The sequence below is a fragment of the Ensifer sp. ENS11 genome (assembly GCF_014851895.1).
Classification (GTDB): Bacteria; Pseudomonadota; Alphaproteobacteria; order Rhizobiales; family Rhizobiaceae; genus Ensifer; species Ensifer canadensis.
This window is the reverse complement of the sequence record NZ_JACVAN010000025.1, coordinates 39902-61292: the sequence shown is the minus strand read 5'-3', so window position 1 is coordinate 61292 and position 21391 is coordinate 39902. Positions and strand designations below refer to the sequence as shown.

General features: G+C 62.3%; 22 protein-coding genes. 17 read left to right on the top strand and 5 right to left on the bottom strand.

Annotated features, from left to right (window positions below; all coding sequences use genetic code 11):
• Nucleotides 1-38: 38 nt before the first annotated feature.
• From IB264_RS30015 to IB264_RS29990, 6 genes are read left to right on the top strand one after another with little or no spacing between them, the layout of a single operon-like run.
• Nucleotides 39-983, top strand: coding sequence for an ABC transporter permease (locus IB264_RS30015; protein ID WP_192434716.1), 945 nt, complete (start codon nucleotides 39-41; stop codon nucleotides 981-983).
• The gene (locus IB264_RS30010) at nucleotides 980-1864 is read left to right on the top strand and encodes an ABC transporter permease (protein WP_107027959.1); all 885 of its coding nucleotides are present in this window, start codon (nucleotides 980-982) and stop codon (nucleotides 1862-1864) included. Before IB264_RS30015 ends, IB264_RS30010 begins: the two co-directional genes overlap by 4 nt.
• Nucleotides 1861-3510, top strand: a complete 1650-nt coding sequence (locus tag IB264_RS30005) for an ABC transporter ATP-binding protein (protein ID WP_192434714.1) — start codon at nucleotides 1861-1863, stop codon at nucleotides 3508-3510. The genes IB264_RS30010 and IB264_RS30005 overlap by 4 nt, the downstream gene beginning before the upstream one ends.
• Before the next feature lie 29 nt (nucleotides 3511-3539).
• On the top strand, nucleotides 3540-4586 hold the full coding sequence (locus IB264_RS30000; RefSeq protein ID WP_113569049.1) for a putative FMN-dependent luciferase-like monooxygenase: 1047 nt from the start codon (nucleotides 3540-3542) through the stop codon (nucleotides 4584-4586).
• Nucleotides 4587-4646: 60 nt separating this feature from the next.
• Complete coding sequence (locus IB264_RS29995) at nucleotides 4647-5264, top strand: CMD domain protein (RefSeq protein ID WP_192434712.1); 618 nt, start codon at nucleotides 4647-4649, stop codon at nucleotides 5262-5264.
• A 19-nt stretch (nucleotides 5265-5283) separates the two neighbouring features.
• Complete coding sequence (locus IB264_RS29990; protein ID WP_113569051.1) at nucleotides 5284-5889, top strand: alkylhydroperoxidase domain protein; 606 nt, start codon at nucleotides 5284-5286, stop codon at nucleotides 5887-5889.
• Nucleotides 5890-6150: 261 nt separating this feature from the next.
• On the opposite strand, the gene IB264_RS29985 is transcribed toward IB264_RS29990, so the two are convergent.
• Both IB264_RS29985 and IB264_RS29980 read right to left on the bottom strand, forming a co-directional pair.
• A complete protein-coding gene (locus IB264_RS29985; RefSeq protein WP_113569052.1) occupies nucleotides 6151-6561 on the bottom strand; it encodes a DUF983 domain-containing protein in 411 nt (136 codons plus the stop codon).
• Between the two features lie 186 nt (nucleotides 6562-6747).
• A complete protein-coding gene (locus tag IB264_RS29980) occupies nucleotides 6748-8145 on the bottom strand; it encodes a PLP-dependent aminotransferase family protein (RefSeq protein ID WP_113569053.1) in 1398 nt (465 codons plus the stop codon).
• A 596-nt stretch (nucleotides 8146-8741) separates the two neighbouring features.
• On the opposite strand from IB264_RS29980, the gene IB264_RS29975 reads away from it, so the two are divergent.
• Nucleotides 8742-9416, top strand: a complete 675-nt coding sequence (locus IB264_RS29975; protein WP_373688547.1) for a pentapeptide repeat-containing protein — start codon at nucleotides 8742-8744, stop codon at nucleotides 9414-9416.
• 12 nt (nucleotides 9417-9428) lie between these two features.
• On the opposite strand, the gene IB264_RS29970 is transcribed toward IB264_RS29975, so the two are convergent.
• A complete protein-coding gene (locus tag IB264_RS29970; RefSeq protein ID WP_057206378.1) occupies nucleotides 9429-10004 on the bottom strand; it encodes a nucleoside 2-deoxyribosyltransferase in 576 nt (191 codons plus the stop codon).
• A gap of 112 nt (nucleotides 10005-10116) precedes the next feature.
• On the opposite strand from IB264_RS29970, the gene IB264_RS29965 reads away from it, so the two are divergent.
• Nucleotides 10117-10650: a thioesterase family protein gene (locus IB264_RS29965; protein ID WP_225968510.1), complete on the top strand. Its 534-nt coding sequence runs from the start codon at nucleotides 10117-10119 to the stop codon at nucleotides 10648-10650.
• A 21-nt stretch (nucleotides 10651-10671) separates the two neighbouring features.
• On the opposite strand, the gene IB264_RS29960 is transcribed toward IB264_RS29965, so the two are convergent.
• The gene (locus IB264_RS29960) at nucleotides 10672-11631 is read right to left on the bottom strand and encodes a LysR family transcriptional regulator (protein WP_057214440.1); all 960 of its coding nucleotides are present in this window, start codon (nucleotides 11629-11631) and stop codon (nucleotides 10672-10674) included.
• A 141-nt stretch (nucleotides 11632-11772) separates the two neighbouring features.
• Here IB264_RS29960 and IB264_RS29955 point away from each other — a divergent pair, with 141 nt between their 5' ends.
• From IB264_RS29955 to IB264_RS29915, 9 genes are all read left to right on the top strand, one after another.
• A complete protein-coding gene (locus IB264_RS29955; protein ID WP_057206382.1) occupies nucleotides 11773-12555 on the top strand; it encodes an ABC transporter substrate-binding protein in 783 nt (260 codons plus the stop codon).
• 80 nt (nucleotides 12556-12635) lie between these two features.
• Complete coding sequence (locus tag IB264_RS29950; RefSeq protein WP_057206385.1) at nucleotides 12636-13283, top strand: amino acid ABC transporter permease; 648 nt, start codon at nucleotides 12636-12638, stop codon at nucleotides 13281-13283.
• A gap of 13 nt (nucleotides 13284-13296) precedes the next feature.
• On the top strand, nucleotides 13297-13956 hold the full coding sequence (locus tag IB264_RS29945; RefSeq protein WP_057206386.1) for an amino acid ABC transporter permease: 660 nt from the start codon (nucleotides 13297-13299) through the stop codon (nucleotides 13954-13956).
• A complete protein-coding gene (locus IB264_RS29940) occupies nucleotides 13953-14717 on the top strand; it encodes an amino acid ABC transporter ATP-binding protein (protein WP_057206388.1) in 765 nt (254 codons plus the stop codon). The genes IB264_RS29945 and IB264_RS29940 overlap by 4 nt, the downstream gene beginning before the upstream one ends.
• Before the next feature lie 8 nt (nucleotides 14718-14725).
• Entirely contained in the window at nucleotides 14726-16363 is a 1638-nt protein-coding gene (locus IB264_RS29935) for a N,N-dimethylformamidase beta subunit family domain-containing protein (protein ID WP_192434710.1), read from the top strand.
• Between the two features lie 12 nt (nucleotides 16364-16375).
• Nucleotides 16376-17743 (top strand): aspartate aminotransferase family protein, encoded by a 1368-nt coding sequence (locus tag IB264_RS29930; RefSeq protein WP_025428835.1) that lies wholly within the window; start codon nucleotides 16376-16378, stop codon nucleotides 17741-17743.
• Between the two features lie 10 nt (nucleotides 17744-17753).
• A complete protein-coding gene (locus tag IB264_RS29925; protein ID WP_192434708.1) occupies nucleotides 17754-18701 on the top strand; it encodes a 3-keto-5-aminohexanoate cleavage protein in 948 nt (315 codons plus the stop codon).
• A 130-nt stretch (nucleotides 18702-18831) separates the two neighbouring features.
• On the top strand, nucleotides 18832-19275 hold the full coding sequence (locus IB264_RS29920) for a GNAT family N-acetyltransferase (protein ID WP_082571794.1): 444 nt from the start codon (nucleotides 18832-18834) through the stop codon (nucleotides 19273-19275).
• Nucleotides 19276-19297: 22 nt separating this feature from the next.
• A complete protein-coding gene (locus IB264_RS29915) occupies nucleotides 19298-20329 on the top strand; it encodes a histone deacetylase family protein (protein WP_192434706.1) in 1032 nt (343 codons plus the stop codon).
• A 34-nt stretch (nucleotides 20330-20363) separates the two neighbouring features.
• On the opposite strand, the gene IB264_RS29910 is transcribed toward IB264_RS29915, so the two are convergent.
• Nucleotides 20364-21314: a LysR substrate-binding domain-containing protein gene (locus IB264_RS29910; RefSeq protein ID WP_192434704.1), complete on the bottom strand. Its 951-nt coding sequence runs from the start codon at nucleotides 21312-21314 to the stop codon at nucleotides 20364-20366.
• Between the last annotated feature and the right edge of the window lie 77 nt (nucleotides 21315-21391).

The following is a 21391-nucleotide window of genomic DNA, read 5'->3' as shown; positions in this document are numbered from 1 at the left end:
GGCCGGCCCTCGCAATGAACCAAGCAGAGGAGCGGCTGATGTCCGGATATTTGCTCAATCGCCTGGGGCAGGCGTTGTTCGTCCTATGGGCGGCTTTTACCATCTCCTTTGTGTTGCTGCAGGCGATGCCCGGTGATGCCGTCCTGATCAAGTTTCAGAACCCGGAACTCGGGCTTAACCCGCAGCAGATCGCCGATATCCGGGCATCCTACGCCGCCGACAGCGCCATCTGGGTGCAGTATCTCCAGACCATCGGCCGGTTTCTCACCGGCAACTTCGGCTATTCCGTTCAAGTGGGCGTTCCGGTCAGCACGATGCTTGGGACCCACCTGCCGGCGACGCTGAAACTCGCGTCGCTTGGTTTCGCGCTTGCCGCTGTCTTTGCCGTCGCAATCGCCTTCGTTTCGAGCCTCACGCCCTTCGCCTGGCTCCGCGGTGCACTCCAGTCCGTGCCGTCGCTCTTCATCTCGATCCCGACCTTCTGGCTCGGCATCATGCTGATTCAGATCTTCTCGTTTCGTTTGAAACTCGTACCGGTCATCAACCCCGGCCCTTGGCAGGAACTCATCCTGCCCGTCGTCACGTTGGCAGTGCCGATTTCCGCGCCGCTCGCCCAGGTCTTGGTGCGGAACATCGACGATGTGCTCACACGCCCCTTCGTCGCGGTTGCTCGCGCCAAGGGGGCAACCCGCCACTGGGTCCTGTGGCGCCACGTTGCCAAGAACGCGCTGCTGCCGACGCTCACCATTGCCGGCGTGCTCTTCGGTGAACTCATCGCCGGCGCCGTCGTCACCGAGACTGTCTTCGGCCTTAACGGCATCGGAGGGCTGACGGAAAGGGCGGTCGGCAGCCAGGACGCGGCCGTGCTCCAGGCGATCGTTGTGCTCTCGGCCTTGGCCTTCGTCGTCATCAATCTCATCGTGGATCTGCTCTTTCCTGTGCTCGATCCGCGTCTTCGGACAAAAGCAGGAGCCACCGCATGACCACGTTCGATACAATCCACGATGACGCCATCGCGTCAGGGCACGGACACCGGGTGGGCGGGCGCTTCTCGCTCCCCCATTTCATCCGCCGGTTGCCAGTGGGCCTGGCATTGTCCTGGCTGGTTCTCGCCATCGCCTTCCTCTGGGCAGTCGCTCCGTGGCTTTTCACCATCTACAATCCGCTCGAAGGGGTTGGTGGGGAACAGCTTCGGCGGCCGGACGCCAGCCATCTGCTCGGTACCGACGCGCTTGGGCGCGATCTCTACGGCCGTATCGTCTACGGAGCGGTTCATTCGCTGACCGGTGCCTTTGTCGCTGTGGCACTTGGTCTTGTCATCGGTACGGGCCTTGGCGTGGTCGCCGGCTCGGTCGACCGGCGGCTTGACGATGTGATCATGCGGCTTGTCGACGTTTTGCTGTCTATCCCGCCACTGCTGTTGTCTCTCAGCATCATCATCCTGCTCGGCTTCGGGACGGTGAACGCGGCGATCGCCGTTGGCGTCACCTCTGTTGCCGGTTTTGCCCGCTTGGCGCGTTCGGAAGTTGTTCGTGTCCGGCGCAGCGATTATGTCGAGGCGGCTTTCGGCAGTGGGGGCACCTTCACCTCCGTCCTCTGGCGGCATGTGTTGCCGAATTCGTTGACGTCGGTTCTCGCGATCGCCGCGCTGCATTTCGGATCGGCGGTGCTGCAGATCTCGACGCTCGGGTTCCTGGGCTACGGCGCACCGCCGCCGACGCCGGAATGGGGCTTGCTGATTGCTGAGGGCCGAAACTACATCTCGACCGCCTGGTGGCTGACGACCGCGCCCGGCATCGTCGTCGTTCTGGTCGTTCTGGCCGCCAATCGTGTCAGCCAATCCTTCGGCAAGGTGGCGGCATGAACACCTCAATCGCTGCATACCCACCGGTGCTAGAGGTCGAGAACCTGTCGATCTCCTACCATGACGGCGTCGCCCATCGCCGTGTCGTGCACGATGTTTCGTTCCGGATCGAGCCCGGCGAGGTGGTCGCGCTGGTCGGGGAGTCCGGCTCCGGCAAGACGACGACGGCACAATCGATCATCGGCCTGCTCCATGCCAATGGCCGCATCGACGGCGGCAGCATCAAGCTCAACGGCACCGACATTTCCCGCTGGTCAGATCGACAGCTTGATGCCGTGCGGGGGGCTAAAATCAGCCTGGTACCACAGGACCCGGCAAGTTCGCTCAATCCGGTCAAGACGATCGGAGCGCAGGTTGGCGAGATTCTTCGCATTCACGGCGCCGCCAGCGGTCGCGACGTGGACGCGCAGGTGATTTCTCTTCTAGAGCGTGTCGGGCTGAGCGAGCCTGCGCTTAGGGCGCGGCAATATCCGCACGAGCTTTCGGGCGGCATGCGCCAGCGTGTGCTGATCGCGATTGCGGTCGCGCTGAAGCCGCAACTCATCATCGCTGATGAACCGACAAGTGCGCTCGACGTGACGGTGCAGAAACGCATCCTCGACCTGATCGACGAATTGCGCGCCGAATACGGCACATCGGTTCTGCTTGTGACCCATGACCTCGGGGTCGCCGCCGACCGAGCCGACCGGCTTGTCGTACTGCAGGGCGGCCGGGTCCAGGAAGTCGGCGCGACCAAAGGCGTGCTTGCCGCACCGCGAAGCGCCTACACACGGCAACTGATTGCCGACGCGCCGTCGTTCTCGGCCGTTGCGCGCAGGGCCCCAGCGACCGCGCGCGAAAAGCCCGCATCATTAGACGATGATGTCGTTATCGTCGAAGGTCTTGTGCAGGACTTCGTTCGCCCCGATGGCGATGGCAAATCCTTTCGCGCCGTCGACGGTCTCAATTTTCGGGTCCGTCGCGGCACGACCCATGCCATCGTCGGCGAATCCGGCTCCGGCAAGACCACCACCATCCGCGCGATTGTCGGCTTTCAGAAACCGACTGCGGGCCGTATCGAGATCGATGGCACCGATCTTTCGTCGCTTCGCGGCGAAACGCTGCGCCAGTTCAGGCGCAAGATCCAGCTGGTCTACCAGAACCCTTATGGCTCGCTTGATCCGCGCCAGACGGTGTTCGACATCGTTGCCGAGCCGCTCTTAAATTTCGGCAAACTCGCCCGGCCGGCACGCGAAGAGAAGGTCCGGGCAATCCTCAGTCGCGTCGGCTTGCCGGAAGCGGCGCTTGGCCGCCGCCCTCACGCGCTTTCGGGCGGTCAGCGACAACGGGTGGCAATCGCCCGCGCACTCGTTCTCGACCCCGACGTCGTCGTTCTCGACGAGGCGGTCTCGGCTCTGGACGTGACGGTGCAGGCCCGCATCCTCGATCTTCTCGACGAACTCCAGCGCGATCTCGGTCTGACCTACCTGTTCGTGTCTCATGACCTCGCAGTCGTTCGGCAGATCTCAGACACGGTGTCCGTGCTGAAGGACGGTCGTTTGGTCGACGGAGGACCCGTCGAGGACGTCTTCGAACGGCCGGGCAGCGACTATACCCGCGAACTCATCAACGCCATCCCCGGACAAAAACGAGCAGTCCTCGTCTGACGACGCAGGAATGAATGACAGGACAGAAAATGACAAATACGACGCCACGCAAGCGACTGGGGTTCTTTACGCGTCTCCTCGACGACGTGCCCGCCGGCACGCGCTATCATTATGCGGCCGAGCAGATCGCGACCGCCGAACGTTTCGGCTTCGATACCGCCTGGGTCGCCCAGCATCACTTCCATGCCGACGAGGGCGGCCTGCCGGCGCCACTCGTCTTCCTGGCACATGTTGCCGCGCAGACGTCGCGGATCCGGCTCGGCACCGGCGTCATCACCCTGCCGCTTGAAAATCCGATCCGGGTTGCCGAAGATGCGGCTGTGCTTGACCTCCTGTCATGCGGCCGTGTCGAAATCGGCTTCGGCACCGGCGGCACACCGTCATCGTTTACGGCTTTCGGCCTCGAGAGTGCCGAGCGCGGAGACATCTTCGCCCGGCATCTGCGCGTCGTTCTCGACGCATGGGCGGGGCGGAGCCTTTCCGGCGGCGACCAGCTCTACCCGACCGCGCCGCAATTGCTGAATCGCATCTGGCAGGCGACATTCTCCGTCGCTGGTGGAGAGCGGGCAGGGCGCGCCGGCGACGGCCTCATGCTGTCGCGCACTCAGCCCCGGACCGCCGAACGCCCGGATGCGTCGCTCGCCGAACTGCAGAACCCAATTATCGACGCCTATCTCGCGGGATTGCCGGCAGGCCGCGCGCCCCGAATTTTGGGTTCACGTAGCCTGTTCGTGGCAGACAGCCGCGCTGAGGCATTGCGCCTGGCCGAAATCGGCTTGCGTCGCGGCGCCGAACGGCTGGTTGCGGCCGGCCACAAGCCGACGGGCAACTCGCTCGCCGAACTGATCGCCGCTTTCGACGTCCATGTCGGGACGCCCGACCACGTGATCGAAAGCCTCCGTGCGGATACGACGCTCGATCGGGTTACCGACCTCGTCTTCCAGGTTCACTCCATCGATCCGCCCCACCCTCTGATCCTGCGCTCGATCGAGCTAATCGCAACTAAGGTCGCACCGGCGCTCGGATGGGCGCCGGAGGAAAAATTCGCCCCCCGCCGCCTCGGAGCCGTCGGCTGACAACGCCGATCACCACAGTGGCACCCGGGGCGCCGCTAAACTGAAGGAAGGAGACTTACCGTGACCACATCGACACCCGATATCATCGACCTGCTGGCCGGCATCAAGCCGGGCTCATCGCTTGATCGCATCCGCACCCAGCGGCCGGAAACACGCGAGCAGGCGCAGAAGAGCTATCTCGCGCTCTTCGAACTCGAAAATTTCGGCGACGTCTCCCAAGCGGAACGGCAGACAATTGCGAGCTTCGTCGCGGGATTGCATCGGCATCCGGATATATTTGAGTTCTACGTCAGCCCACTGGAGGAAGGCGAAGCGAACCGCTGGCTGGTCGAAGTGTTGAAGGCCGAGATCGGCGCGGCGCAGGCCGTCGGCCCCTATGGGCGATATCCGGCCGGCGCTTTGAGCGTCGAGGACGCACCCGGGCCGATCTACCAGGTCTCTGATGCCGGGCGTGAAGCGCTCGGAGCAAAGCTTGCGGCAGCCTTGGAACATGCGCATCTGGTTGTCTTCCATCTCCGTGACGCAAGCCCTGGGGCGCTTCAGGCGCTCATCGCTGCCGGCTGGACGACGAACGGTATCGTGACGCTGTCGCAGCTTGTCGCATTCGTTGCGTTCCAGATCCGGGTGATCGCCGGCCTTGGCCTGCTTGCGGCTTCCGCCAGGCGCGCTGCCGCCTGAGCCTTAGAAGGAGTTTGTCATGACTGACCACATCATCACGCCCAAGATTGAAAATCGCCCAGTCGCGTTCACGCAGGCCGAGATCGGCTGGACGCCGTGGCTTGAGCCGCTTGCGGAGGACGATCTGACGGAGGCGCACCTTACCGGTCTCGTCGAGGCATCGCGCGCAAAGTCGCCCTACTTCCGCTTGCTCGTTCGCGATCCCCAGGTTCTGGAGGCCCGGACGAAGACGGACAAGGACATCTTCTACAACACCCGCACGGGCCTGCCGCGTGCCGAGCGCGAGCTTGCAGCGACTGCGGCATCGCGGTCAAATGGATGTATCTTCTGCGCCTCCGTGCATTCGCGTTTCGCATCTCACCATTCCAAGCGGGGCGACGACGTTCAGAAGCTTCTCGATGAAGGTGTGGATGCAGATCTCGGCGAACGCTGGAATGCAATCGTTGCAGCTTCGGTGGCGCTGACGGCGACGCCACCCACATTCGGCGACGATCATATCGAACGCCTGTCTGCCGCCGGCCTCGACGAACTCGAAATTGCCGACGTGATCCACGGCGCCGCCTTCTTCAACTGGGCGAACCGCCTGATGCTCTCGCTCGGCGAACCGACACCGGCGGTACAATGATTTGAGATTGAGGGGCGGGGCCAGGCATGGTGCAGGGTTCCGGCAGATGCCCGCACCACCGCGGACGTTCCCGGGCAAAATGCTCTGCGCTATCAACCGCGCCGGTGGCTCGCACGGAGCGACCATGCCGTATGGATCAGCGTCCTCGAAGGCCAACCGAACAAGTCGCGAGCATTGCTCGCGCCTTGTTGATATTCGTTATCGGTACCGAACCATGACGGATGGCCATCTGACGTTCAACGCTAGTCTGGCAATGAAAGCCTATTGGGTCGGGGCGAGCGGTGGCTCGACCTGTCTGCGCACGAGCTTTCCTTCCTCAGCCTTGTAGAAGAACTGGCTTGAGACCAGCCATCCCTTGAGTGGCCGAAGTGGTGGAATGCACGTCAGCAACATGAACGGGCCGGTGACCAGAAGGTGCATCCACAGCGGCGCGCTGTATTGCACCTCCAGCCATACGCCGAGCAGCACGCTCGGCACGCAGCCGAAGCAGATGACGAAGAAGGCGGGGCCGTCAGCGGGATCGGCGAAGGAGTAGTCGAGATCGCAGACCTCGCACTTCTTGCGCATTTTGAGGAAGCCTTCGAACAGATGTCCTTGGCCGCAACGCGGACAACGACCGCGCAAGCCGGTTTGCATGGGAGATAGGGGAGGCCAGTCGCGATCCGAAGACATATGCGTTCCTTTCAGGCGTCTGCGGCGCAGCCTTTCCGGCGCGCCAGCTGATATGCCTGGGTGCGGTCGACGAATGCTCCGTGCCGCCTCAGGCCTGCAGGGATTAAGACGCCTAAAAGCACGCATTGTCAATTTATTGTATGCATACATTGATGCGACAATTTCGCCGGCCGCAAACGAAAGACCTCAAACGACGAGACTCGATGCAGCCGGAGATTGCTGAAGCAGATCTGCAATCGTCATCAGGCTGCGCTGCAACTCCTCGTGCGTCCGTGCCGCGCCAAGGCCGAGGCGCACGGCTTCAGGTGCTAGGTCAAGCGCGAAGGCATCGCTGGCCACGACGCTGATGCCTGATGCCCGCAGCCGACCGGAAAAATCGCCTCGCGTCCAGGGTAGTGGCAGGTGTAGCCATACGTGGAAGCCTTCCTGGTCCGTCTGGACAACGTCCCTTGGCAACAAGCGGCTGACCATGGTCTGTCTGATCGTCACTTCCTGGCGGATGGCGCCGAGGACCTCCCTTGCCGTCCCGTCCTCAATCCAGCGTGTTGCGATCGCGGCGTTGAAGGGGGGAGCCATGCCACTCGTCGCGCGTATCGCGCCCTCGATGCGCACGCAGCTTTGGCGATCCGGAACGACGAGATAGGCAATCCGCAGCGCTGGCGACAGGCACTTGGCGAGACCGGCAATGTGATAGACGAGGTCAGGCGCAAGTGCTGCCAATGGCGGCGGCGCGGCGATTGGCAGCGCTCCATAGGCGTCGTCCTCGATGATTGCTACGCCGTGGGTTCGGGCAATGGCAACGATCGCCTTGCGGCGCTCAAGCGGCAGTGTTGCTGTGGTCGGGTTGTGGAGCGTGGGGTTACAGTAGAGCGCTCTTAATTTCGTGCTTTTGCAAATCGCTTCAAGCTGTTCTGGTACAATGCCATTTTTGTCGATAGGAACGCCGACGATATCGATGCCGAGATGGGCGGCGAGCGCCCGTAGGCCGGGATAGGCAATGGTTTCCGCGGCGATCACATCGCCGGGCTTTGCAAGGCTGCTGATCGCGGCCAGCAGGGCGCTTTGTGCTCCTGCGCAGATCAGTACGCGCTCGGCTGGGATTTCTCCCAGGCGCGGCTGTAGCCAGTTGGCCCCGACAGCGCGATTGTGAAGCGTGCCGCCGGGCGCCTGATACCGCATCAACAGATCGAGCCCATGTTCGCCCTGCAGGCTGGCGATGTCGCTCCACAGGCGCATTGTCAGGGCCGCGTCGTCGAAAAGTGGCGGCAGGTTCATGCTCATGTCGACAAGGCCATCGGCTGCCGGCTGCAATCCCTTCATTCTTTTCGCCTTGACATAGGTGCCCTGGCCGACGCGCCCTTCCACCAATCCGCGGTGTCGCGCCTCGTTGTAGGCGCGACTCACCGTGGTGAAGTCGATGCCCAATGCGCTGGCGAGCGCGCGCTGGGGCGGCAGCCGCGCGCCTTCGGACAGGCGACCTTCGGCGATATCAGCTGCGATGGCGTCGGCAATAGCGATGTAAAGCGGTCCGTTCGCTTTCCGGATGGCCGGCAGCCAGGTCGTCTCCGATGCATCCGTCGTCATGGCACTACCTCAAGATCACATTGTATGGATATTGCATGTTTTACCATGCTGGCGCAAGCCGCCGTATTTCGGGGACGGGCTAGCGTGCACGGGGCCACCGAATCGCTGCGTCGAGCGGCACAAACGGTTGCTCCATTTCCGTTACTGCGGAAACCCTAGGAAGCTTTTCGACATTCAACCTACCCGGCGCTCGACAGTTGAGCGTTCGATGCAGGCATTTGGTTGCATTCGTCTTGATTGCTCGCCGTGCGACGGTAGCCCATCGTCGCCTGGGTTGCTGCCGAGGCTGATAGGTTTCAGTCTTTTTCCCGCTCAAGGCAAATCTTGTTTGTCATATCGCGTGGCTGTCATTTGCGCGAAGGGCAACAATGTCATACGCTTAAGTCGTGACGCGCGCTTTGTATGGTCGTTTTCGCCGACGAAGCCTGCAAACGAGAAATGCAACAGAACCGGTCCATCCCAAGGGGCCGTGGAGCAGCGCCATGCATATCCCAAAGCCGAAGCCCATTCGTTCGTTTGTCGCAACCGGGGAGGGTGGGTTTAGCGACACAATCGGGATCAAACGCGCCATTCGCGCCTGTGGCAAACGGTCGGCTATCGGCCTCTCTGCATTTCTTGTGACGCTGGCGCTCTCGAACCTTGCCTATGCGGCGAACTGCAAGGATCCATCGGCGCCGGGCGCTGACTGGAGCGATTGCAACAAGAAGCTGCTGATGCTTGGCGGGATCGATCTCGAGGGTGGGAAACTGGTCAACACTGATTTCACCCTGACGGATCTGAGGGGCGCGAATCTCACGGCCGCAAACCTGGAGAAGGCGACGCTGGTGCGTTCGTCATTGGCCGGCGCCAGGGCCGATAAGGCGAATTTCGCCAAGGTTGAAGCCTACCGAACCAGTTTTGCCGGCATCTCGGCGGAAGGCGCTTCATTCAACAGTTCCGAACTGCAGCGAACGAATTTCACAGGAGCCAAATTGACGGGCGCCGACTTCGAGAAGGCCGAGCTCGGGCGCGCCAACTTCGAAAAAGCGGTGATCACGGGCACGCGTTTCCCGATGGCCAATCTGTCGCGTGCCACTTTCAGCGGCTCTAGCTTCGAGGGCCCGATCGACTTCACCGATGCGTTCATGTTCCTGACGCGCATCGAAGGGGTGGACTTGTCGGCCGCAACCGGGCTCGAGCAGGAGCAGGTTAACCTGACATGCGGCGACAGCGCCACCAAACTGCCGGCCGGGCTATCTACTCCAGCCAATTGGCCGTGCCCGGTCGACTGAACGGGATCGATCTCAACGGAGATGTTGCTTGGCGGCAATCGCCAGGCATTGCTTGAATGCCTCAAGATCGGTCAGCCGGTCGGCTTCGGCCACCTCGCGCTTTATGAAGGTTCCGCCGCGCGCCAGGATGCCGCCATCGAGCATCAGATTGTCGGCCATATCGAAATCCTCGATGCTCAACCCGTCCTGTCCAGCCATGCGGCCGTCCGGGCGCGTGCCGGCCTTGCCGCCGTAATGGCCGTGGAGGATGCGGTCGTAATAGCTGCGCGAGGTGTTGGTGTAGGCATAGACATGGCGGCCACGGCCGCACATGAAGCCGAGCTCGAAAACCGTGCCGACATCGGCGCTGATGCCGCGAAACGGCGTCAGATTGGCGATGATCATGTCGCTGGCCAGCATCATGCCTTCATCCACGCCATAGATCGCAACGCCGCGTGCATGCTTGGTTTCGGCCGGCGGAATTTCCAGGTCGCCCGGCACGAGTGGCGTGAAGCCGGCCGCACGGGCAAGTTCGGCCTTCTGTGCCTGGATCTCCACGGCATTGCTCAGGAACACTTCAGGCCCGGCCAGATATACTTTCACGATCATGCTCCTTGCAGATTTCCCAGTCCGTCAAAGGAGGTCAGCCTAGGGAGGTCGCGGGCGGGCGCCTAGTAGGCGTGGTTGCACGGCCGGCGCTTACCCACCGATATTTCGGTACTTGTCCGCGCTGATTGCAGGAGCGGTCGATGATGGCACGGCATGGACAGGCGGCTTCGTCATCCGCTATCTCTCAGCCGTTCTGTCCAGGCATATCCATCAGCGGGGTCCATCGATGCCAAGCCAGCCTTTGACCACCTATGTCGGCGTTGCACATCCGTGGATGTGCGACACGATGGGGCACATGAACGTTCGCCACTATGCGGCGATGTTCGATGATGCCAGCTTCCAGCTGCTTGGTCATATTGCCGGGATCGAGGTTGAAGGCGAGCCGGGCAGGGGCTGGGCCGACGTGCGGTCGGAAGTGGAATACAAACACGAGACGAAGGCAGGCACCCTACTCACCATTCGCTCGCGGGTGGTCAAGCTGGGCCGTTCCTCCGTGACCTTCGAGCAGATCATGTCAGGCACGCTTGATGATGTTGTTCACGCCGTCAACCGAACGGTGACCGTTCGCTTCGATCTTTCGGCGCGCACGGCAATGGCGCTGGAGCCGGCGGCACGCGCACGCGCGGAGGCATTGCTTCAAGCGTGATCTGCCGCCCGCGGTCCGTCGTCAGTCCGTATAGATCCGCTCTTCGACAGGGGTTTCGGCGATCAACATCTGCAGCCCGGCAAGCAATGCCTTTTCTGCACGGTTCAAGGCCTTGTCGGGGTTCGTCAGCAGGAAGATGTCGATCGCCGGCGGTGCTTCATAGGGTGGCAGCCGCCACAACACACCATCGGCCACGTCGCGGCGTGCCACATGCAGCGGCAAGGGACCGACGCCGAGGCCGGCGACAATCATCCGGCGAACTTCTTCAAGGCTTGAAGAAACGCCAACGACGTTGGCATTGAGCTTGGCCTCGCTACGCAGAAGCGCAACGGGCCGCAATGCATCAGCGATATGGTCGGTGTGGAACGACACCGAGGTCTCCCCCTTGAGGTCAGCAAGTTTCAATCCTTCCCTGCCGAACAGCCGATGGTGCGGACCGCAGAAGAAGCCGAAGAACTCGCGAAAGACCAAGAGGTAGTCGAGCGCCGGGTCGCGGACGCTGACAAGGCAGAGGCCGAACGATGCCCGTTTCTCCCGCACCTGACGGGTGACTTCGCCGCTTGCGGCCACCGAGATGTTCAGTGTCGCGCGCGGATAGTTGCGATGAAATTCCATCAGCGCCCGGTCGAAGATCGGTGACACCACATGGCTGGCGACGGCGATCGTCACATGCCCGGTCACGTCGTCGCTGACCCCGCGCACCAATTGCGGCAGCTGGGATATGGTCCCGAAGACTTCGACCGCCTGCTCGTAGAGAAGTTGGCCGACTTCCGTCAGGTCGAAACGCGTCGCATCCCGTTCGACGAGCCGACGCCCGACACGGTCCTCCAGCCGCTTCAACGCGTTGCTGACGCTCGGCTGTTTCAGGTTCAGCCGTTCCGCGGCGCGCGTGATGCTTTTGACCTCGGCGATCACCACGAAGGTGCGCAGAAGGTTCCAATCGAGCTCCCAGACGAGCCGTTCGGATCGAGGTGTGACCATTCCTGAAATCTATGCCTTCTATTCCCATTATCTATTTGCGCAATGCTGATGCAAAGGCAATCATGAAATTCGGAAGGCGCCTCGATGCCCGTCCCAAGCGCACGAGAAGGCGCATTCATCCAGAGGAGCAAGGAACATTTCATGAAGACCATTTTCTCCGGCCTTTTGGCCGCTACGCTCACCATTGCCGCAACCTTCTCCGCCGTTTCGGTGCGCGCTGACGACCTCGAAGCGGTGAAGTCTGCGGGTGAACTGAAGATCGCGATGAGCGGGCAGTATCCGCCCTTCAACTTCGTCAATGAACAGAACCAGGTTGTCGGCTTCGATGCCTCGATCGGCCAGGCGATTGCAGAGCGCGTCGGCGTCAAGGGCACTCTGGTGACGACGGCTTGGGACGGCATCATCGCAGGCCTGCTCGCCAACAAATACGATACCGTCGTCGGATCCATGACGATCACGCCCGAGCGTGAGAAGGTCGTCGATTTCGTCGGCCCGTATTATCACGCCGGCCGCGCGGTGTTCGTCGCCGAAGCCTCCGCCGTTCAGAAGCTCGACGAACTCAAGGGCAAGACGCTCGGCGTCACGCTCGGGGAAACCCATGAGAAATGGGCCCGCGAACAGGGCGGCTGGGACGTGCGCACCTACAAGGGGCTGCCCGAGCTGATGATGGAACTGAAGAGCGGCCGGGTCGATGCGATCGTCGTCGACAACATTCCGGTCATGGTGGCCGTCAAAGAAACCGGTGAGAAGGTTCGCCGTCTGGAAACGCCTGACATCGAAGGTGGCAGCGTCGCCATCGGTATCGCCATCCGCAAGAACAATCCGGAGCTGAAGGCTGCAATGCAGAAGGCGCTCGAGGATATGTTGACAGACGGTTCCTACGAGAAGATTTCGATGGAATGGGTCGGTAGCGACATCCGCTGATCGCTGGCTTCTACCCGTCTCCGGCCGCCCATTGACGGCAGCGGCCGGAGATTGTCGCGTTCTCCCCCCGGAGTTTTCCAATGGACTTTTCGCTGGTGCAGCGCGTCTTCCCGTTCTTCGTGGAAGCGGCGTGGATCACGATCGAGATATCGGCGCTTTCGCTGGCGCTCGGGCTCGTCGTCGCCTTTCTCGTGGCGGCGGCAAAGATGTCGCGCTCTTGGCCTTTGCGCGTCTTTGGTTCTGCCTATGTCAGTCTGTTTCGCGGCACGCCCTGCCTGATCCAGCTTTTCGTCCTCTATTTCGGCGGCCCGCAGATCGGCATCAATCTCGAGCCGTTCGCCGCCGGCGTGATCGGGCTTGGGCTCAATATCGGCGCCTATATGGCCGAAGCCATTCGTGGTGCGATCCAGTCGGTCGACCGCGGCCAGACCGAAGCTGCCCGCTCGATCGGCTTCAGCCGGTTCCAGACGATGCGCAAGGTGGTGCTGCCGCAGGCCGCACGGTTGATGATCCGCCCGCTCGGCGTCAACGCCGTGGCTCTGGTGAAGGGATCGGCGCTGGTATCGACGATATCCGTGGTCGAACTCACCTACACGGCCCAGCGCTATATCGGCTCGACCTACAAGCCGTTCGAGATCTTCGGCGTTGCCGCCGTGCTCTACATGCTCATCGTCTATGTCGTCGCGCGGATCGTCGATCTGCTTGACCGACGCTACGCCATAGCCTGAAGGGGAGGCGCGCATGCAAGGTCTCGATTTCAGCGTCGTCCCGCCCTATGCCGATATCCTCTGGATGGGGATCTGGTGGACTGTCGTCCTTACTGTCTCCGCAGCGGCCATCAGCTTCATCTTCGGCGTCGTTTTTGCCCTGGTTGTTCTCTATGCGCCCAAGGCGGTGGCCTTGCCGGTGCGCGCCTTCATGTGGCTCTTCATGGGCACACCGCTGCTGTTACAACTGTTCCTGATCTACTACGGGCTGGGGCAACTGGGGTTCAAGATCCCGGCACTTGTCGCCGGCATCATCGGTCTCGGCCTGCACTTTGCCGTCTATAACGCCGACATTCTGCGCGCCGGTATCGTGGCAGTGGATGTCGGGCAGACGGAAGGCGCGCGCAGCCTCGGTTTCAGCCGCTTTCAGACGCTGCGCTACTTCGTCGTGCCGCAGGCCGTGCGCAACACCATTCCGGCCATGGGCAACAACCTGATCGTGCTGTTGAAGGAGTCCTCGCTGGTGTCGATCATCGGCATTGCCGAGCTGGTTCATGCTGCGCAGCTGGCGATCAGCGAAACCTTCCGGCCGTTCGAATTCTACATCACGGTCGCCGCACTCTATTACATCCTAAACCTCGTGCTCGAAGCGGGTCTGCGCCGGGTCGAACAGAACGTGGAGGTATCACGATGACCGCCCAGCGACCCATGGTCGAAGTCAAGAGTGCTCGCAAGGCCTATGGCGAGCTTCAAGTCCTGAAGGGCATAGACTTGTCGGTTGCCCGGGGGCAGATCGTTGCGATCATCGGCCCGAGCGGCTCCGGCAAGAGCACGCTGCTGCGCTCGATCAATCATCTCGAAACGCTGAACGGCGGCGAGGTGTGGCTCGACGGCGTCCAGGTCAACCAGAACCTGCGCGGCCAGGCCTTCGAGCGCCACATCAACGCGGTGCGCCAGCAGATGGGCATGGTGTTCCAGCACTTCAATCTCTTCCCGCACCTGACGGTGATCGAAAACGTCACGATGGGACCGATTATCCTGAAGGGCATGGCGAAGGCGGCTGCACGCGAGCTGGCGGTCGAGCTTCTGTCGAAGGTCGGGCTGGCGGAGAAGGTCGACGCCTATCCCTCGCGACTGTCAGGCGGTCAGAAGCAACGTGTCGCCATCGCCCGGGCGCTCGCGATGCAGCCGAAGGTCATGCTTTTCGACGAGGCGACCTCGGCGCTCGACCCCGAACTCGTCGACGAGGTCAATGCGGTGATGAAGCAGCTCGCCGCCGAGCACATGACGATGCTGATCGTCACGCATGAGATGCGCTTTGCCGGCGAGGTCGCCGACCGCGTGCTGTTCATGGATGGCGGTGTCGTCGTCGAGCAGGGTGCGCCAGCCGAGATTTTCCGCGAACCGAAACAGGAGCGCACGCGGGCTTTCCTCAAGAAATATCTGGCGGCGTGATGGATGCGATGAAGATGACCAGCAACCAGTTCCCCGATTTCGGCCTGACACCTGAGCAGCGCCGCGAAGCGGTGCTCGGCCACTACTTCGAATACCCCGGAATGGATGGCGAGCGCGGCGAAATCTGGTGCTACACCGACGCCTATGCCTACCCGCCCGGTGCAACGGTCCGGCTTCAGGTGAGTTCGACCGCAGCCCTGTTCGAACTGGAGATCGTACGCGACGGCGCCGTCGAAACACCGGTCATGAAGCGAAGCGGCATTGCCGCCCGCTGGCAGGATACGCCGGACCAATGCTCGGTGGTCGGCTGCGGCTGGGAGACGACGCTTGAATTCCAGGTGGGCGCGGACTGGTCGTCCGGTGCCTATCGCGTCACCTTGACGGCTGAGGGCCGCGACCGTTCGCCCATTCGCTGTCACCATCTGTTTATCGTGCGCCCCGAGGCCGGCCGCAAGCCGGGCCGCGTACTGCAGGTGGCGGCGACAGGATCCTGGACGTCTTACAACACCTGGGGTGGATCGAACCATTATCAGGGCATCACCGGCCCCAATCGCGACCAATATGCAACGACTGTCAGCATTGAGCGGCCGTTCTGCCGCGGCTTCGTCCAGCTCCCAATCGATGCGCCTCGGGTGCCGCTGGAGATCTATTCCGCGATGGCAGTGGCGCCACGCTACCCGCACATGGAATGGGCCTATGCCAACGGCTATTCCAAGAAATATGCCTCGTCCGGCTGGGCAAGCTATGACAGTCATTTCTTCCGCTGGGCCGAGCGCGAAGGTTATGCTGTCGATCTCGCCAGCCAGCATGAATTGCATTTCAATCCGGAAATTCTCGACGGCTACGATTGCGTCGTCTTCGTTGGTCACGACGAATATTGGACCTGGGAGATGCGCGACGCGGTCGACACCTATGTCGAGCGGGGCGGCCACGCCGCCCGCTTTGCCGGCAATTTCATGTGGCAGACGCGGCTGGAGGACGGCGGCAAGCGGCAGGTATGCTACAAATATCGCTCGCGTGCCGAGGACCCGGCCTACCGTTCCGCCGATCAGACGCGCACGTCCGGCTCCTGGGAGGCGGCAGAGATCGGCCGCCCCGGCGCTTCGACCTTCGGGCTCAATGCCACGCGCGGGCTCTATGTCGGCTGGGGCGGTTGTGCCCCGCGCGGCGCCCGCGGGTTTCCGGTCTATCGTCCGGAGCATTGGGCATTTGCCGGAACCGGTATCTACTATGGCGACATCCTCGGCGCCGAAGGTCATGCCTTCGGTTATGAGGTCGACGGCCTCGACTACATCATCCGCGGCGGTCTGCCGGAGCCGACGCAAGACAGCGGCGCCGCGGATGGTCTGGAAATCCTGGCGCTCGGCATGTCATCGCTGAAGGAAGAGAGCGCCGATATACCCGCCGACGATCAGTTCCTCTCCGACGCGGACGCTAAGTTCGTGGCGGAAACACTGATCGGCGATACCGGAGAGGCGGCAGTCGATCGCGTCAAGCGCGGCTGTGGCATGATCGTCAATTTCCCACGCGGCAAGGGCGAGGTGTTCCACGCCGGCAGCTGCGAATGGGTTGCCGCCCTGATGCGCGGCGACGCGATGGTCGAACGCGTCACCGCCAATGTTCTTAACCGTTACCTCAAACGCTGACAGAGACCCGACATGCTCAAGACGACAGCTTCCAACGAACGGCCCGCTTCACACCTGTTCTACCAGTCGCGTCTTCGCCGGCCGCTGGTCGACCGGGCCGAGGGCATCTATCTCTGGGATCAGGATGGCCGCCGGGTGATCGACGGTTCGAGCGGTGCGATGGTGGTCAATATCGGCCACGGCAATCGCAACGTGCTCGAGGCGATGAAGCGGCAGATGGATCGCGTGACGTTTGCCTATCGTCTCCACTTCGAAAACGAACCGGCGGAAGAATTGGCCCGCCGCGCCGCCGAAAAGCTGCCCGAAGGCATGGACAAGATCTTCTTCGTCTCCGGCGGGTCCGAAGCGGTCGAATCCTGCCTGAAGCTCGCCCGCCAATGGGCGGTTGCGACCGGCCAGAAGGACCGTTGGAAGGTGATTTCGCGGTTTCCGTCCTACCACGGCGGCACGCTCGGCGCTCTGGCGGTCACCGGCTATGCGGCGCTCTCCGATCCGTTCTCGCCGATGATGCGCGAAATGCCGAAAGTGCCGGCTCCAACCGCCTATCTCGACTGCGACAATCTCTCGATGGAGCAACGCGGCATCAAATATGCCGATATGCTGGAGGATAGGATCCAGTCCGAAGGCCCTGATAGCGTGCTGGCGTTCATCATGGAACCGATCGGCGGCGCCTCGACTGGCGCCCTGGTCGCACCCGACAGCTATTACAAGCGCATCCGCGAAATCTGCGACAAGTACGGTATCCTCTTGATCCATGACGAGGTCATGAGCGGAGCCGGTCGTACCGGAAAATTCCTTGGCGGCGACCATTGGGATTGCAAGCCGGACCTGATCGCGCTGTCGAAAGGCTTTGCCTCAGGCTATTGCCCGCTGGGCGCCATGGCAGCACCATCGAGGCTGGTGCAGCCGGTGCTCGACGCCGGCGGTTTCCAGCATGGTTTCACTTATGCCGGCAATCCGCTCGCCTGCGCTGCCGGGCTTGCGGTGCTGGACGAGATCGATCGGCTCGGCCTGATCGACAATGCAGCCGTCATGGGCGACGCGCTCAAGGCCGAGCTGGTCGCGCTTTCCGAGCGGTTCCCGTTTATTGGCGATGTGCGCGGCAAGGGTCTGTTGCTTGCCGCCGAGTTCGTTTCTGATCGTGAGACGATGAAGCCCTTGCCGAAGGAATTGAACGCACATCAGCGGGTCGTTGATCTCGCCTATGAGCGTGGACTGATCATCTATTCGCGGCGGACACGCGGCGGCGTCGAAGGCGATCATTTTCTGGTCTGCCCGCCGATGATCATCACCAGAGAGCAGATCGGCGAGATCGTCGCTATTCTCGGCGATGTGCTCGAGCAACTTGCCGCCGAACTCAATCTTCCCGACAACCGTTGAGATCGACATTATGACGAAAACCAAGACGTCGCGCAGGAAGGTCATCATCACCTGTGCGGTGACGGGCTCGGTGCACACGCCGACCATGTCGCCCCATTTGCCGATCACGCCGGACCAGATCGCTTCGGAAGCAATCGCTGCGGCGGAGGCCGGCGCCTCGATCCTACACCTGCATGCGCGAAATCCCGTGGACGGCCGGCCTTCCGCCGACCCTTCGCTGTTCATGCAGTTTCTGCCGCGGATCAAGCAGTCGACCGACGCCATCGTCAACATATCGACCGGCGGCTCGTCGCTGATGGCGCTGGAGGACCGCCTGGCGGCGTCCTTGCGGGCCGAGCCGGAAATGTGTTCGCTCAACATGGGCTCGATGAACTTCGCCCTGTTTCCGGCGCTCGACAAGCCGGTGGCGTGGAAACACGAGTGGGAGCCGGAGCTGCTGGAGGCGACGCGCAGCTCGATCTTCAAGAACACCTTTGCCGACATGGAGTTCATCCTCACCCGGCTCGGTCAGGGATGCGGTACGCGGTTCGAATTCGAATGCTACGATGTCGGCCATCTCTATTCGCTGGCGCATTTCCGCGACCGCGGTCTGGTCTCCGGTCATCTGTTCATTCAGTTCGTCTTTGGCATTCTCGGCGGCATCGGCGCCGATCCGGAGAACCTGACGCATATGAAGCGGATCGCCGACAAGCTTTTCGGTGACGACCATTCGTTCTCGGTGCTGGCCGCCGGCCGGCACCAGATGCCGATGATCACTATGGCGGCTGCGATGGGCGGCAATGTGCGGGTGGGGCTGGAGGACAGCCTTTACAATGGCCGCGGGCAACTTGCGACCAGCAATGCCGAACAGGTTCTACGCATCCGCGCCGTTCTCGACGCCTTGTCGCTGGAGGTTGCCACCCCTAAGGAAGCACGTGATCTTCTCGGCCTCAAAGGCGGAGATCAGGTGGCATTCTGACGCCGCGGCAACAGGCGCGTCATCGATGCCAATAGGCTCATCGGCAGAAAAGGGGACGGAAGTGACGACGACGCACGGGAAGACCGCAGATATCCGCATTCGCCCCGGTGAGGTTGAGGACGCCGAGGCGATGCACGGCGCGATCCAGGCGATGGGCCGCGGGCTCGATATGGTCGGCAAGGTCACCTGCACGGTCGAGGACTTCAGCCGCTTCGGTTTCGGTCCCGCTGCTGCCTTCGGTAGTCTGATTGCCGAGGTGGATAGAGAATTTGCCGGCCTTTGCCTGTTCTTTCCGATCTTCTCGACCTGGCGCGGCCGGCCCGGCGTCTTCGTGCAGGATCTGTATGTCGGCGATCGCTTCCGCGGCCTCGGTATCGGCGAGCGCCTGTTGCGCGAAGTGGCCTCGTGGTCGAGGGCGCGGGGCGGGGACTACCTGCGGCTGGAAGTCGATGTGGAGAACGAGCCGGCGCAGCGCCTTTACCAGCGGCTCGGCATTACCTGGCAGACGAAAGACCGCGCTCATGCCGCCTATGGCGAGGCCTTTGTGGCTCTCACCGAGGGACTGAAAGCTTGACGATGCAGGAACGGGAGAGAGCATGAAAGCCTTCTACGCACAGGAACAGAAGCGACACGACCCCAAGGGTTTCCTTTCGAGCGGGGCGCCGCAGCCGAACCCGGAGCAGCCCGAACGGGTTGAAAGGCTCCTGATCGGCGCCCGTGATGCCGGATGCTCCGTCGTTCGGCCGCGCGACCACGGGCTCGGCCCGATTGCCGCCGTGCACACGCCCGAATATCTCGACTTTCTCGAGCATATCTACGCGCGCTGGCAGCGCATCGCCGAAGCCTCGGACGAGGTGATACCGAACATCCACCCGCTGGCCCGCGATGGCCGATACCCGGCTTCCGCAGTAGGGCAGGCCGGATATCACATGGCAGACACCGCATGCCCGATCTCCGGCGAAACCTGGGAGAGCGTGCGCTGGAGCGCCTGGAGCGCGGTCGATGCGGCAGATGCGGTGCTGGCTGGGGATCGCGCCGCCTATGCGCTCTGCCGCCCACCCGGTCATCATGCCTTTGCAGACGTTGCTGGCGGCTTCTGCTTCCTCAACAACTCCGCCGTTGCGGCGCAGCGTTTTCTGTCGAACGCGTCGCGCGTCGTGATCCTCGATATCGATCTGCATCACGGCAACGGCACGCAGGGCATCTTCTATCAGCGCTCCGATGTGCTGACGGTCTCGATCCACGCGGATCCCGTGCGCTTCTACCCCTTCTTCTGGGGACATGCGGACGAACGCGGCGAGGGGCCGGGCCTTGGCTACAACCTCAATCTGCCGCTCGAGCGCAAGTCCGGCGACGCCGATTTCCTCGCAGCCCTCGACGTCGCCTTCCGCCGGATCCGCGCCTACGCGCCGGACGCGCTTGTCGTGGCACTCGGGCTCGATGCGTTCGAGGGCGATCCCTTCGGTGGCCTGTCGGTCTCGACATCAGGCTTCGCAAGGATGGGCGCGGCGATCGCCGGTTTGGGCTTGCCGACGGCCATCGTTCACGAGGGCGGGTATCTCTGCGATGCGCTGTCCGACAATCTGACGTCTTTCCTCACGGGCTTCGGCGCGACGGGCAAGCTCTGAGGCTGCCGTGACGTCAACGAACGGACGTTGTAATCTATTGTGTTAGGAACGACTCAGAAAATATTGTTTTTGTTGTCGCTTTCTGAAGAGGCGATGGCGTTCTGAACGTGTCGCCCACTTCGGGCAACAGGCGGCTCGCCTCATCGAGGAAGCCGCGGATCAGCGGCAGATGACGGCGCTCCGCCAGGCAGATCGCGTACTCGTCGATGATCTCTCTCGCGTCGTCGATCGGCACGAACGAGAGCCTGATGTCATGGCCGAATTCGAGATCGGCAACGACGCCGCAGCCGACGCCATTGGCAATTGCTTCGCGCACGCCTTCGCGGGAAGAGATCTCGACGATCTGGTGGATCGAGATGGAGTGGTCGGCGAGATTCTTCTCGAAGATCTCGCGGGTGCGCGAGCCGCGCTCGCGCATGACGAAGGAGAGACCTTCGAGTTCCTTCATGGTGACGCCGTCGCGCGATGCCAGCGGATGGGATGCCGGCACGCAGAGGCCGAGGCGCATGCTCAGAAAACGGACGCCATGGAGGCGCGGGTCGTCGGGGATCTGCGCGGTGATTGCGACATCGGCGCGATAGTCGATGATCTGGTCGATCACACGGGCGGAATTATCGACGGCTAGGGAGAATGTCAGTTTTGGTCGATCGATCTTCAACCGCGAAAGGATCGGTAGCGCCAGGATGGGGCCGTCGGCGGCAACACGCAGATGACCGCCAGTCGTGCCGGCCTCGCCGCGCAGGAAGGCGTTGGCTTCCTTCTCTGCTTGAAACAGGCGCGAGGTGATTTCGAACAGGCGCTCGCCATGGGCGCTGAGGCTGACGCCGCGCGCCTTTCGATCTAGCAGGTTCTGCCCGCATAAAGCCTCCAGGTCCCGCACATGCTGGGACAATGTGGACTGGCTGATCGCCATGTCGCGGGCAGCCTGGGAGAAGCCGCCGGACTGGGCGACGATGTGAAACGCTTTCAATTGAGTGATCGACATTGCTTCCGGTTCTGTTGCCCGCGGGCATGGCCTGTTGGATCCGCGCGCGCATCATTGTCGGAAAAGCTGACAGGCAC